This is a genomic window from Bradyrhizobium sp. MV1.5 (assembly GCF_055807615.1).
On the sequence record NZ_JBVVPL010000031.1, the window covers coordinates 66,640 to 80,681 of the forward strand.

10 protein-coding genes are annotated in these 14,042 nt (G+C 60.7%); all 10 read right to left on the bottom strand.

Annotated elements, in window-relative coordinates; genetic code table 11:
• Positions 1–167: 167 nt before the first annotated feature.
• On the bottom strand, positions 168–911 hold the full coding sequence (locus AC0L2J_RS25620) for a polysaccharide deacetylase family protein (RefSeq protein WP_473394911.1): 744 nt from the start codon (positions 909–911) through the stop codon (positions 168–170).
• Between the two features lie 104 nt (positions 912–1,015).
• Complete coding sequence (metA, locus tag AC0L2J_RS25625; protein WP_473394912.1) at positions 1,016–2,017, bottom strand: homoserine O-succinyltransferase MetA; 1,002 nt, start codon at positions 2,015–2,017, stop codon at positions 1,016–1,018.
• A 12-nt stretch (positions 2,018–2,029) separates the two neighbouring features.
• Entirely contained in the window at positions 2,030–3,331 is a 1,302-nt protein-coding gene (locus AC0L2J_RS25630; protein WP_007604499.1) for an O-acetylhomoserine aminocarboxypropyltransferase/cysteine synthase family protein, read from the bottom strand.
• 362 nt (positions 3,332–3,693) lie between these two features.
• Positions 3,694–5,268 carry an amidase family protein gene (locus AC0L2J_RS25635; RefSeq protein WP_473394913.1) on the bottom strand — a complete coding sequence of 525 codons (1,575 nt, stop codon included), beginning with the start codon at positions 5,266–5,268 and terminating at the stop codon, positions 3,694–3,696.
• Positions 5,269–5,871: 603 nt separating this feature from the next.
• Positions 5,872–6,207 (bottom strand): CU044_2847 family protein, encoded by a 336-nt coding sequence (locus AC0L2J_RS25640; protein WP_473394914.1) that lies wholly within the window; start codon positions 6,205–6,207, stop codon positions 5,872–5,874.
• 90 nt (positions 6,208–6,297) lie between these two features.
• The gene (locus tag AC0L2J_RS25645) at positions 6,298–7,323 is read right to left on the bottom strand and encodes a G1 family glutamic endopeptidase (RefSeq protein ID WP_473394915.1); all 1,026 of its coding nucleotides are present in this window, start codon (positions 7,321–7,323) and stop codon (positions 6,298–6,300) included.
• A 34-nt stretch (positions 7,324–7,357) separates the two neighbouring features.
• A complete protein-coding gene (locus AC0L2J_RS25650) occupies positions 7,358–8,209 on the bottom strand; it encodes a phosphatase PAP2 family protein (protein WP_473394916.1) in 852 nt (283 codons plus the stop codon).
• Positions 8,210–8,285: 76 nt separating this feature from the next.
• On the bottom strand, positions 8,286–10,115 hold the full coding sequence (locus AC0L2J_RS25655; RefSeq protein WP_473394917.1) for a hypothetical protein: 1,830 nt from the start codon (positions 10,113–10,115) through the stop codon (positions 8,286–8,288).
• A 704-nt stretch (positions 10,116–10,819) separates the two neighbouring features.
• Positions 10,820–12,184, bottom strand: coding sequence for an HlyD family type I secretion periplasmic adaptor subunit (locus AC0L2J_RS25660; protein WP_473394918.1), 1,365 nt, complete (start codon positions 12,182–12,184; stop codon positions 10,820–10,822).
• A 13-nt stretch (positions 12,185–12,197) separates the two neighbouring features.
• On the bottom strand, positions 12,198–14,042 hold a 1,845-nt coding region (locus AC0L2J_RS25665), incomplete at its 5' end, for a cadherin-like domain-containing protein (RefSeq protein WP_473394919.1).

The following is a 14,042-nucleotide window of genomic DNA, read 5'->3' on the forward strand; positions in this document are numbered from 1 at the left end:
GAGACGGGTGAGGGGTACCTCTCCGCGCGCCTGCTGCAGTTGAATTCGCGGAAACAACCCCTCATCCGGCGCCATAGCCGATGCGAAGCATCGGCGTTCGTGTTAAGAACGGCGGCCGAAGGCCGCCTATGCCACCTTCTCCCACAAGGGGAGAAGGGAAGAAGTCGCTAGGCCCCTATCCTTCGCAGCGCTTCCGCGACCGTCACGATCGGCATGTTTCGCTTCCCGGCAGCCTGCAGCGCATGGCGCATCAGGTCCGGCGTGCAACCATACGGGCTGGGCACGTTGGCGACGTCATGACCGTAGAAGATCAGCCATCCGCCGCTCTCGACCGCCTCATCGAAATAGCGATCGACGCCCGCAATGTCGATCTCGCAATCGACCAGGGGCGAGGCGCGCAGGAACTGGAGGTCGATGACATCGCGATTGACGCCGGGAAGGATGCCGCGCGCCGAGCGGAAGGTCTTGGCGAGCTGCGGCTTGCGCCATACCGACGCGATGCCATAGGGGTAAGCGAAATTTTCCAGCGTGATCGAGGAATCGATGCCGCGAAAATGGCTGCGGTTTCGCGCGATCTCGCGGGCCATGGCGGCCTCGTCGAGATTGACCGCACTCAGGTGCGAGAAGGTGTGGCAGGCAATCTCGTGGCCGGCCCGGTGGAGCCGCACGATGGCGTCGTTGGACAGGCCATGCCAATGGTCCGAGGGACGATCGACCAGGCTGCCGGCGAGATAGAACGTGCCACGGCCGCCATGCTGCTCCAGAAGCCCGGCGCCCTCGCCTGCGGCGCTGTCGGGGGCATCGTCGAAGGTGAAGCTCACCATGGGCGCATGCGCGGGCAGCCGGTGCGGCGCGGCGCGAAAATGCCGGGCCAGCCGATTGCTCACGCGTCCCTGGAGTGCCGACCACACGACTCGCATTTCCTGTCTGTCTCGCCCCTCACTGAAGCATTCGTGCGCCGCTCGAGGCAAGCTTCACACTTCGTTAGTCCTAACGTCGATCCCGTCGTTCTGACCTAACGGGCAAGCACCGACGCGTCGGTCTCCGCGCCGAGATATTGCAGCCAGTTCCGGAACAATGCCGCCGCGGCGCTGCCGGCAGCGATATCGGCACGCAAATTCAGCGCCGGCAGTTCGTTGCTGAGCGCGGGGTGGCGCTGGTGCCTTGCCTGTTTCTCGAAGCGGACCAGCTTCTCTTCCGTCGAAGCGTCAAAATAGCTCACGGGCAAATGCGGGTAATAGTCGCGCTCACGCGCGAGATAACGGCCGATGTCGCGCAGATATTCACGCTGAAGCGACAGCGCGTCATATTCCGGATGGCCCTGGAAGAACACGAAGCGGCTGGCATATTGCCGGACGAAGATATCGACCCCGGCCTTTGCCGAACGCGTCAGCACCTGGTACCCGGCCTGCGCGAGATCGCTCTCGGCGATCTCGTTGAGACGCGAATGCGAGACCTTGAGCGGCGCAGGCGCGGCCCGCGTCAACGGGTCGCTGGTCACGGCTTCGCAATCGAAAATGCCGTGACATTTGGCGGCGAGCGGCCGCCGTTCGATGCGGTCGAGATGCAGCACCGCGGCATGCGCGGCGAGGCACGACCAGATCGTCGAGCGCGTGTTGACCTTGGCCCAGTCGATCAGCTCGGTGAGATCGCGCCAGTACGGTTCCTGGTCGAGCTCGGGCGCGATCGGCTCGGCGCCGGTCACGATCAAGCCGTCGAACTTGTGCCGCCTGAGCTCGGTGAGCTCCGAATATTCGCTCTCGACATGCCATTTCGCTTCCGGCGAACGTTTCACCGAGGGCAGCGAGAAGCAGTGAAAGCGGATGCGGCGCGGACCTGCAGCGGCTTGCAGCAGCTTCATGAACTGCCGCTCGGTCGCCTTCAGCGCCGGATCCGGCATGTTGTTGATCAACCCAATGGTGAGCTCGGCGTCGCCGTGCTCGCGCGTCAGATCGCCCTCTGCCGGCACCAGTGCCGGGCTCGATATGGCTTGATCCCCGTCGATCAGGATCGTCATCGGCGCGGCCGCCTACTCCGCGGCCTGGAGGCGCGCGGACGGGCAGGCCTTTTCCAAAGCCTGGTCGAGGTCCTCGATAATGTCCTGGCAATGCTCGATGCCGATCGACAAGCGGATCGTTTCCGGCAAAACGCCGGCGGCCCGTTGCTGCTCCGCCGACATCTGCCGGTGCGTGGTCGAGGCCGGATGGCAGGCCAGCGACTTGGCATCGCCGATATTGACGAGGCGCGTGATCAGCTTCAGCGCATCGTAGAAGGACTTGCCGGCTTCCATGCCGCCCTTGATGCCGAAGGTGAACAGCGACGAGGCGTTGCCGTCGAGATATTTCTGCACCAGCGGATAATAGGGACTGTCCGGGAAGCCGGTGTAGTTGACCCAGGCCACGCGCGGATCCTTGCGCAGGAATTCGGCTACCTTGCGGGCATTCTCGCAGTGGCGCTCCATGCGCAGCGCGACGGTCTCGATGCCCTGGAGCAGCAGGAAGGCGTTGAACGGCGACAGCACTGAACCCATGGTGCGCTGATAGATGCTGCGCGCGCGCTCGATATAGGCCGTCTTGCCGAAGCGCTCGGCATAGACGAGGCCGTGATAGGACGCGTCAGGCTTGTTGTAGCCGGGGAAGCGATCGGCGTGCTTGGCCCAGGGGAAATTTCCGGAGTCGACGATGGCGCCGCCGAGCGTGGTGCCGTGGCCGCCCAGAAACTTCGTCAGCGAATGCACGGCGATGTCGGCGCCGTAGTCGAACGGCTTGAGCAGGATCGGGGTTGCCACGGTATTGTCGACGATCAGCGGCACGCCATGGGCGTGGGCGATCTTCGCCAGTGCCTCGATGTCGCAGACATTGCCGGCGGGATTGCCGATGGTTTCGGCGAACACGGCGCGGGTGTTCTCGTCGATCAGCTTTTCGATCGCTTCGGGTTTGTCGCTCTCGGCGAAGCGGCCGGTGATGCCCTGCCGCGGCAGGATGTGCGAGAGCAGCGTATGCGTGGTGCCGTAGAGCTGCGGCACGGAAACGATGTTGCCGCCGTGATCGGCGACATTGACGAAGGCGAAATGCAGCGCGGCCTGCCCGGTCGCAACCGCAAGCGCACCGACGCCGCCCTCGAGCTCGGCGATACGTTTCTCCAGCACCGCGCTGGTCGGATTGGCGATGCGGCTGTAGCGATAGCCTTCGGTCTCGAGATTGAAGAGCGCCGCGCCGTGATCGGCGCTGTCGAAGGCGTAGGCCGCGGTCTGGTAGATCGGCACGGCAACCGCGTGCGTGGTGGCTTCGGGCTCGTAGCCGGCGTGAATAGCGATCGTCTCGTTGCGCATCGTGCCACCTCCGCGTGGAGCGGGCCGCACTTATTGGCCTGTATGAGGCATGTGCGTTGTCCGCCGTCCCTCTGTTAGAGGCGGGTGGTAAAGCGGACAATAATTCGTCTAGAGATCGAGGAAGTAACCCTAACACTTGTTGGGGAATTGGCTAAAATTCGAGTCAAATTGGATTAATGAAACGATACTTGGCGAAAGCTCGTTTGCGGCCATCCTTCGAGACGCCCGCCTGCGGCGGGCCCTCAGGATGAGGTCGCAACTTACTGCGGATTCTAGACCCTCATGGTGAGGAGCCCGCCAAGGCGGGCGTCTCGAACCATGCAGGCCGATCTCGTCCGGAGGGAAACACCCTTCTCTCGCTGTCAGTCCATCTGCTCCCACAGCCGATGGGCGAGCACGCCGGCGCGCTTCTCGATCGCGGCCGCTGCATCGAGCGCGAGGTCCTCGCGATAGCGCCCGGCAATGAGCTGCACGCCGATCGGCTTGCCATCGTGCAGCGTCACCGGCACCACGGCGCCGGGCAGGCCCAGCACGTTGATCGCGGATATGAAGCGGATCTCGCCCCAGAAGATCTCGCGCACGCGCTCGGGGCTGACTGTGTCCTCGCGCGGGCTAGGCGTCGGCTTCACCGTGGTCGGTGCCAGCACCACCGGATATTCCTCGAAGAACAATTGCCAGGCGCGGATATGACCGTTGCGCGCGGCGGTCGCCTGCATCCAGGCCTTGAGGTCGAGCACGTTGGCCTTGGCTTTCATGCCGCCCCACGCCTTGTGGAAGTCTTCCGACGTCACCTTCAGCATGCCGGCTTCCTGCATCACCACCGTCTCGTTGGTGATGATGTCGCACCAGGTCTGCCAGACGCCGTCGATGTCGGGCACATCGACCTCGCTGACACGGTAGCCGGAACGCTCCAGATGATCGGCGGCCTGACGCAACGCCGCCGCGACGTGCGGATCGACGTCCATGTCTTCAGGAATCCTGGCGAGCGCGACCTTGATCGGCCCCTTCGGCTTCGGCCCGACCAGCGGCGCCGGCACCCACCAGGGATCGCGCGGATCGCGCTGGCTCATCACCTCCAGCGCGAGCCTGACGTCGGAGACGTGGCGGGCGAGCGGCCCCTGCGCCGACATCAGATGCGCCAGCATCGGCCGCTCGGCGGTTGCGCTCGCGTTGAACGCCGGAATACGCCCCTGCGTCGGCTTGATGGTCGCAACGCCGTTGCAATGCGCCGGCCAGCGCAGCGAGCCGCCGATGTCGTTGCCATGCGCGATGGTGCCGATGCCGGCGGCGACCGCCGAACCCGCACCGCCCGAGGAGCCACCGCAGGTGATGTCCGGATCCCAGGGATTGAGCGTCAGCCCGTGCAAGGGATTGTCGGTGAAGCCGCGGAAGGAGAATTCCGGCGTGTTGGTGAGGCCGATGACGACCGCACCGGCCTTCTTCAGGTTGCGCACCACGGGTGAATCCGACGGTGCGATGAGATCCTTGTTGGCGGGAACGCCGTTGAAATTCGGACGGCCTTCGTAATCGACATTCTCTTTGATCGTGATCGGTACGCCATGCAGAAGGCCGAGCTCGCCGCCTTTGGCGCGCCGCTTGTCGGCCGCATGCGCCGCAGCCAGCGCCTCCTCCGAGAGATCGACGACGACGGCGTTCAGCCTCGGATTGACGGCCCGCATCCGCTCCAGATGCGCCTCGACGGTCTCGACCGCGGAGATGGCGCCGGAGCGGATTGCGGCTGCGGTCTCGACCGCCGACCATTGCCAGGCCGGACCCTTTGGGCGGCGTGGTGCCGATGATTTGCGCAGAGCGGCCTGCTTGACCGGCTTGGTTGCAGCCTTCGCAACCTTGCCCTTGCGAACGGCGTTTGTCTTGCCGGAGGTCTTCGCTGCCTTCTTCGCAGCAGTTTTCTTCCTGGTCGCCGTCTTCTTCGCCACGTCGCATCTCCTCACATTGCGTCGCGGAAGTTATGGAGGTCACGCCACCGTGTACAGGCGCGTTTCTGCATGGCGAGCGATCGCGCCGCGCTGTGGTGGACGAAGGCGCGGGAGAGACGCTCATGAGCCTTGGGTCTTTTCCCATGACGCATGTACTGGTTGAATGATGGAAAAAACTGCCGCCAGATTGCCGCATAGCGACCGGGCTTCGACGCCGCCATTTGGACAACGACAAATTGGAGCACGTGCCTGCAGCCGCATAGCATCGCGATGTCGGCAGCGATCGCCGATGGAAGGGTGTCGCGTGAGGGACGGGAGGTATGGGTTGGCCGGACGGGCCTGATGGCGGAGAGAGACGAACTGGGATCGAACCTTCTCCGCGTAGCCCAGAGTAGCCTGGGGACCCGACGGACCAGGTTCCGCTTGAAAGCCTCGGCATGCCCAACTCCCCGGTCAGACCGCAGTTGGCCCAACGGTCCTACAGCCTGCCGCACCACGCGACCCGCCCGTCGGCACCCCGATTCACCGGATCCGCGAGCCCGGCGTCGGTTAACGTCCGCCTGTACTCCGCCGGACAGGGCTGTGGTCGGTTGGCTTGTTCCGTTACCCTTCAGACTCCCCTTCCTTCTTTATCCCTGTCCACTTTGCAGTCACTTTGAAATTGGCTTCGGCAGATCCCTCGGTCACGAACGGCAGCCCAATTTTGCCCGCCAGCTTTATTCCAAATTCCAGCGTAATCTCGTCCGGTCGTCTTTCCGAGCTTTGTACCGAATCATAGATCGTCGCACAGATCGCAGTTATGGCTCTGCTAACTTCGCGTACTCTATCCCGCTTCTCTTCAGGCTGACCACCGATCGCTTCAGGATGATCCACAATTTCAGCATGATCTGCCACTTCAATGTAGATCTCGACGTCTGAGGTCTTTCCGGATACGAGCATGATCGCGTCTCCACTGAAGGTCTGGATGATTGCACGTCGCTAAGACCATTATTCTTCACGAGTCTCATGCCGCAGTAGGAGGAACTCCCGTCAGTCCGAAAATCCGCCGTAGTGGACCTCAACCGAAGTTGTGCTGATCCGTGTTGGCATTGATATGAATCGGGTCCGGGGGCTGACCATCTCGGGGACTTCGAATAGTCGGAACAAACGTGCGCCCGTCAGTGTATTTTCCCATGTCGGAGGGCCCGCGCTCGACGCTGCTCCGGCAACGCAGTGCCGGAACCTCACTGGATTATATTTCGGGAAGAGCTGAAGCTTGGCATCGACGAGTTGAAGGGTTTGTGGACGCTCCAGGATCCACTCCGCCATCGCGCCGGATATTGCGGGGGTCGTCTTGACTCCCGGCAATTGGACTTGCGGTGCCCCCCTGACGAGCACAGTGATGTCATTCCGAGGACCAAAAGTGCGAAACACTGCCACCACATGATATGGGTCAATCACCGAGAGCATGGCCATCACGGAAACGCCCGGCTCAATTTTGATTTTTGTGAGCTCTTGTCTCTTAATTTTAAGCTGATTGCGTGCCCACCACTGAAACCAGACGAAATATTCGTAAGTTTGTTTGCCACCCGAATCTACGCACAAGATCTGTTCCGTCCCGATCTGCGGAAGCGAAGAATTTAGGTATCGCCTGTTACCATCTAAGCCGATCCATGCGACGCAATGATAGCGGTTGGTTTGGCCGAGGGGGCCCTGGTCTAAAAGGGGCGGCAGTTCGGGCTTTGGGACTGTCCATTCGCCGAACATCTGCACAAATCGTTGGCCACCGTTTGGCACGATAGAAGCGCCACTCCAGTTAGGACTGTTCTGAACGCGCGTCTCATAAGGAAGGACTCGCCTAATTGTCGGAGGCTGCAAAAACGGAAATTTTCGCGACTTGCCCGGTCGACGAAAGGCGAGCGGTTCCTCAAATAACCTAAGCCACGCCTTGAGCAACTCCGGCTGACCGGGACCGATTGGTCTCTGAGGTAAACCATACCTTTGGAGTTCGGCCGGCGATGCCTCAAGAGGTCTGAAGTCACGAGGCGGAAATGGGAAGCTAGGCTTAGTAGGCACAGAGACCTCCTATGCTATCGCAGCAAACCCGCGATCACTGCCATTCTCTTCGCGCGAGCCGGAGCACGACCCGATATTCGTCAGTTAGCTTGAGGTAAGGCAGTATATCTGCCGCCAGCTTCTTCCCCGCTTGCGTATCCGAGGCGTAGTGGAGCCCCGCGATCTCTCGGTTACGCCCGATGCGTGACGCCAAAGCTTCGAGGTCGATTTTCATCGCGGCTTTCTGCGGAGCCTGGGAAAGAACATCATTCAAGACAGCTGCGACCAAATGCGCTTCGGTCGAGTGTCCGCTTGGGTAGGCCGGATGTCCCGGTACGGGGACCGGCGGCAGGAGGGCCGGGCAGATTTGCGACGGGCGGGGACGCGGGGCGTAACCCCTGGCTCCGCGTATTCCCGCCTTGAAGTGTAGAACTGTGAAGGTCGCCACGATGCTGGCCAGATTTACGAGTCGGAACGTATTGGGATAGCCGTTGGGAGTTATCGTCAGCAAACTCATGAAATAGCTGGCGAACTCATCATGCTGTGCGACTATCTCGTTAAGCGCATCGGCGCGCTCGTCGCGCGCGGCAGATACAAGCTCTTCAATTTCGCGGTCCGTGTTGCTTTGTGATCGATCCCAACGCGCAACCCTTATTCTTGTCCACCCTGTGCGGGCATATTCGCTTAGGGCATACCATGCACGCCACTCCGCTGCCCAACGACGTTCAGGATAGCGACGAATTCTGACCCTGTTTTTTGCAATCGGCTGCCCTGGTGGTTCATCGACGGTGACAAATGGCAAATCGACGCGGTCCGAAAGAACTGAAGTGACCCGCAAACCGCTGTTGACGGCACCAACGCCTCCTGCATTCCCCGCATTCCCTGCATTCCCTGCATTCCCTGCCATTGGATACCTCTCGTTCGTGGGGCTAGATGGGCGATGGCACTACCTCTTGGCGCGTTATGAGAGCTCGCCGTGCGATTTAATCTGGCAACCCTGCGCGGCGCAGCCGTTCGATAAAAAGATCGGAAATCGGTCCCCTCAGTGGTGTCTGTGACCGATATGCTTTCAGGCGGAAATCAGGCTTAGCTCGTATTATCTGGAGTGCGACAGTCCGCGCTTCGGCCAATCGATCGGCGGCTACAAGGCTTGCGGCGAGACAGCGCAAATTTGACAACTGTCTTCCGTGGCTTGCAGCCCTATTTGCCCAGACGATCGCTTCGTCGTACTCTCCAGCCATGTAGTGTGCTTGTGACAGAGCGTGTTCGTGCCAGCAGCCAGCATCGGGCCCGATTGGTGACAAACGAAGTCCCTGCCGCGCTCGCTCCACCGCTGCAGCCGGTTCCCCCATCCACCCGCAAACGTAGCTGCTGAAACTCCAGGCAAGAGCGCAGCTTGGCCCAATCGCAATCGCCTGCTCCAAGATAGCAAGGGCCGCCTCATGTTCCTTGTGCAGAAATCCGTGCAAGTGACCATGGATGGCCAACGCGAGAGCGTCGTTGTGGTCGCGTTGTACCGCGAGCTGCGCAGCTTCAGCGGCGGCGAGGCGATCCGCATGTTCGTTGAGCGACCATCCTTGTCCGATTCGAAAAAGCTGAAGGTATGCCAGATGCGTAAGTGCGGTAGGATAGTGAGAATCGAGGCCGATAGCTCTTTTCAAGAGGTCTTGTGCCCTTGAAAGAGCGCTGGGATCCCTGACATAAAGTTGATCCAAAGCCTGCAATGTTAAGTCGTATGCGGTTAGCGTATTACGGTCCTTGTAGGATGCGCGGCGTAATTCCCGCTCGCGCACATATGGTGCTATCAAGCTTGCCGTTCGCAGCGCAATTCGATCTTGGAGGTCAAAAATATCCGCCGTGTGACCATCGAAGCGGTCGGCCCAGATCAACTGGTGCGTATTTGCGTCAACGAGTTCCACGGCAATACGAACGTGGTCATCCACCCGACGAACGCTGCCACGCAACACGTAGCTCACGTTGAGCTCCCGACTGATTTTTTGTAGGTCCGGAGCCGCGCCCGCATAGCCCATCGTTGAGGTGCGCGACACAACGATAAGATCCTTCAGACCGCCAAGCATTCTGACAATGTCGTCAACCATGCCTTCGGCGAAGTATGCATCCGCCTGCTCCGCCTCTGCTGTGCGAAACGGCAAGACCGCGAGCGATGGTCGATAGTCTGCATCGACATCGACCCTTGGCGCGGAAGTAAGATCATGGACCGCCGGTACCGGCTCTCCAGATGCGCATGCGTCGGGGCTGATCATATAAATAGTTATCGACTCGCGAATATTTTTCAGTCGTCGTTCGCCCACCCAAATATAGTCGGCGGGAACCGTGCGCTTGACCTGATCGAAGACTGCTCGTGACAGATAGATACTGTCTGCATCAGCGGCCTGCTCAAGACGCGCTGTGACATTTACGACGTTCCCACCTGTGCGGCCATTGTGCACAATAATCTCGCCGGAATTGATCCCGATCCGAAATCTAATTTTTTCTTTTGTCGGAAGCCTGGCGTTGCGCTTGCGAGTTTCGGCCCTGATACGTAGCGCGCATTTAACGGCTTCAACCGCACTTGGGAATTCGGCCATCAGGCCGTCACCCGCGAAACTAAATATGCGGCCCCTTGTTCTCTCAATGTCCTTGGCGATTCGTTTGACCTCGACGCCCACGCGACGGTGCGTACCCTCCTCATTGCGGCCCATCATTGCGCTGTAGCCAACGATGTCCCATGCAAGAACGGCAGCCAGCCGTCTTACGAGTTTTTGCCCAGATCCGCGTGCGGTTGCTTCTGGGCGATTGTCTCCGACGACCATGGGATGCCCTGCTCACGCTAGAACACACGCGATAGTGCCACATATCCGGAGTTGAGGGTAGGCGGTGGCATCTGGCCGATCGCGCCCGTTAGAAACGGGTCTGCATCATGTACCGGCGACAAGTGTGGCCCAAGCTGCCCAGCGGAGCATTCGAGAAGAACGAATAAGGAACCTTCCGTGAGGCCTCTACTGCCTAGCCTGGCTGCAACATCGCGCTTGATGGCAAGGTGAAGCATGGCGGCACCATCATTCACCAGCATCGTCGCACGAAAGCGTCCTATCTCTGCGGGTCGATTTGCCGAACACTTAACGTGCGGCTTGATGCCGTGATCATAGATAAAGCTAGGCCAGCATCTCGGCCGAACCATAGCCGTGATGATTATGATGATGGTGATGATTTGGTGATGATGCCGCTCACTGTGTCGTGTTTCGCCGGGGCTGTCCCGAAGAGGGAAATCGATCCGTTGCCACTGATCAACGTCCCTCAGGGCGCGGCCCACGTGCATAGAGCCAGCCGCTAGGTCGCGGGCGGCCGTAAGCTCCTTAGCGGCAAAGCTTACGTATAAAAACTTAGCAGATCGAGCAGCGGCTTTCGTGCAATTTCGCTAGTTACACCTACGGTGCCTTCAGCACATTACAAGTTGGTATTGGTTTGCTACCACTCGTGGACAATGGGCCGTTCCAGCCATGTTAGGCAAAAGGATCTATCTCTCGCGGAAGGCGCGGTTCATCTGATCACCTAAAGGTTTCAGGAGATAGGAGGCCGCGGTGCGTTCCTGCGTGGATACGAACACTTCAGCGGGCATGCCCGGGACGAGCTTCAGTCCCTTCCCTTCGACAATCGCATCTTCGCTTGGAAGCAGCTGGATTTGGGCCAGATAATACTCCTGACCGTTTGCGGGATCGCGCGCCGATGCCGGCGACACCATCACCACCTTGCCCTTCAATTCCGGAGTCGTAGTGCGATTGAAAGCGGTAAGCCTGATGCGAGCCGGCTGCCCTAGTCGTACTTGGTCGATATCAGCTGGCGAAACCTTGATCTCGAACTTAAGCTCGGCGTTTTCCGGAACCACCGTTGCGATCTTGGCTGCCGGCGTGATCACGCCGCCCACCGTATAGGCGAACAGTTCATTGATGTAGCCGGAAGTCGGCGAGCGAATTTCGGTACGCGAAAGACGATCCTCGATGGCAAGCCTCCGCTCCTGGAGTTCTGCGATGCGCGCTTCAACCGTACGCAGATCCTTTTGAGCCTCGGTGGTCGCATTCTGATCGACCGCAATGATCTGAACCCGGATCTCGCTGGTCCGCACCTTGGCGCGGGCGATACTGGCCTGGATTTCGCCCCGTTCGCCGAGCAGGCGCGCCGCGTCGCGCTGAGCTCCATAGACACGCTGGTGCTCGACGATCTTGCGCTCGAACAGATCCTGTAGTTTGTCTCGTTCACTCAATACGAGCTTCATCTCCTCTTCCTTCGCGGCCAGACGCGCTTCCATGCCCCGGATCTCCTCGCCGGTCTGGCCGATGCTCAGTTCAAGCTGTTCCTTCTGGCTGTCCCTGGCCACCTTATTGCCGGTGAAGAGGCGGGTCTCTCCGTGGATAACGTCGGCGGCGGTCCTTGCGAACATCGCGTGAAGGTCCGGTGGGAATTCAACGGTTGTGAGATTATCGCGTTCGGCGAGCAATCGCGCTCGGCGTCCAAGTGACTCGACAAGCTGAGAGCGCACGATCAAAAGCTCCGCTCTGATTTGAACGTCATCGAGGGTCGCCAGGATTTGCCCTTCACGGACGAAATCCCCCTGACGCACCGCAAGCGACTTGACGATCCCGCCATCCCGATGCTGCACCTCCTTTAGATTCTGGTCGACTTTGACGGAACCGGGAGCGACGATTGCGCCCTCAAGCATCGCCATCGCAGCCCATCCGCCGCAGCCAGCCACCAGCATTCCGCTTAACAGGGTGCCGGCGAGAATACGCGGCCAGAGGCGGAAAGGCTTCGCGGACGCGTCCGGTCTCTCGACCCCGGCGGGTGCCGGCGCTGGTACGAATTCCGATGCATCGACGTGCTTCATGGCTTGGCGTCCCTCACGGGTGAATGGCCGCGAACTGCAGCTGGTGGTGACCGGAAATCTCGATGGTTATGACATCCTCCGGGTCGGGGCGGTCGGCCACCTCGATGGCCGTATATTGGCCATCTGCAAGGTCTTCGAAACGGAAGCGCACCGCTCTGCCATGGCCGCTATTGTCTTCGTCATTGTAGACTTGCTCGAACAAGTCTTCGATCTGATGTTCCACGCTGTCGTCGTCGCTCAGAATGATCTGGTAGTTGGCAGCGACGATTCGGTCTCCGATTGTGAAGTCGGTGATCTTCCGCACCAGGTCGTGGCCGGGCCCCTCGTTGGAGCCGCGATGGAATTCGAAGATGTCGTTCCCGACGCCGCCCGTCATCGTCACGGAAGTGTCGCCGGCCACGATCCGATCGTCGCCTGAGCCAGCGATGATCTCCTCGAAGCCCGAAATCAGATCCTCGCCGACCTCAATGCCCTGCGCCGTTCCATGGCGTAGATCGATGGTAACGGTCAGGGTAGAGGCCGAGTAATCCAACGTATCCCAGCCTGCGTTGCCGACATAATGGTCCGAAGTTGCATCGGCGGACGCAACGACACGATCGTTGCCGTCGCCTCCGTTTACGACATCCGAGCCCGCACCGTCTGCGATGAGGTCGTGGCCGTCGTTTCCGTTGAGAAAGTCATCGCCGTCGCTTCCGGTCAGCACGTCGTTACCCGCACCGCCATCGATCGACGATCCGGTCGCGGCCGCCTTGAGAGTATCATCGCCGGAACCGCCGACGATATTCTCGAACTCGGCGACAGTATCGTGCCCGATGTCCTCGCCGACAGCCTGGCCGCTGCCGAGGTCGACGGCGATGCCGTGCACTGCTGACGAGTAGTTCAGCGTATCGATCCCGATGCCGCCTTCAAACCTATCGTCGGTAGTATCTGCCGCAGCCAGGACGTGATCGTCGCCCTCCCCGCCTTGGACGATATCGGAGCCCATTCCATCGGCCATGGTGTCATTGCCGGCGTTGCCGGTCATGACGTCGTCGCCCGCGCCTCCAACCATCACGTCATTGCCGGTGCCACCGGACATCTGGTCATCGCCTGCGCCACCGTCGAGCGTGTCGTCGCCTTCGTCTCCCTGGAGAAAATCGTCGCCAGAGCCTGCCAACAGGATGTCGCGCCCAGCGCCACCTTCGAGGTGGTCGTTACCATCTTCCCCGTACAGTGTGTCGTTGCCCGCTTCGCCGAACAGCCGGTCATTTCCGGCGCCGCCGAACACGATGTCGTTTCCTGCGCCCGCAAATACGATGTCGTCACCTGCGCCCGCGTAGACGACGTCGTCGCCCGCTCCGGCCAGGATGTGATCATCGCCATCCCCTCCGAATATCTTATCATTCCCCTCGCGGGCATCGATGTTGTCGTTACCGCCGAGCGCGATGATGGTGTCCGCGCACTTGGTGCCCAGCAAATTGTCGTCGCCTTCGGTCCCGATAATCGGAGGCGCCTCGACCACGTTGAAGGACGCAGTCTGAACCACGAAATGGCTGCCGTCGCTGATCGCATATCTCAGGGTGACCTCGCCCAGCATGCCGCGTTCGTGCTCGAATTCCCAGCCGCCGTCCTCAGTCCGCGTCAAAGTTCCGGACGAGGAGGAGAGACCGACAACGGTGAGATGGTCGCCATCCGGATCGGTGGCACCCGCCAGCAGCGCCATGATGGTGATGGTGAGCGCCTGACATCCGGCCACATCGGGCAGGTGGATCGGGCCGGAAAGCCGCGGCGCGCGATTGCGGAGATCCGGCGTCGGACCTGGAGAATCGCGCGGGTCTCTCGGATTGTGGGGCTTGTCGCCACCTCCACCTCCACCTCC

Excerpts from the sequence above, each read along its gene's own strand:
- metA (WP_473394912.1), bottom strand. The coding sequence starts at position 2,017 with ATGACGATCCTGATCGACGGGGATCAAGCCATATCGAGCCCGGCACTG.
- AC0L2J_RS25630 (WP_007604499.1), bottom strand. The coding sequence starts at position 3,331 with ATGCGCAACGAGACGATCGCTATTCACGCCGGCTACGAGCCCGAAGCC.
- AC0L2J_RS25640 (WP_473394914.1), bottom strand. The coding sequence starts at position 6,207 with ATGCTCGTATCCGGAAAGACCTCAGACGTCGAGATCTACATTGAAGTG.
- AC0L2J_RS25650 (WP_473394916.1), bottom strand. The coding sequence starts at position 8,209 with ATGGCAGGGAATGCAGGGAATGCAGGGAATGCGGGGAATGCAGGAGGC.
- AC0L2J_RS25655 (WP_473394917.1), bottom strand. The coding sequence starts at position 10,115 with ATGGTCGTCGGAGACAATCGCCCAGAAGCAACCGCACGCGGATCTGGG.
- AC0L2J_RS25660 (WP_473394918.1), bottom strand. The coding sequence starts at position 12,184 with ATGAAGCACGTCGATGCATCGGAATTCGTACCAGCGCCGGCACCCGCC.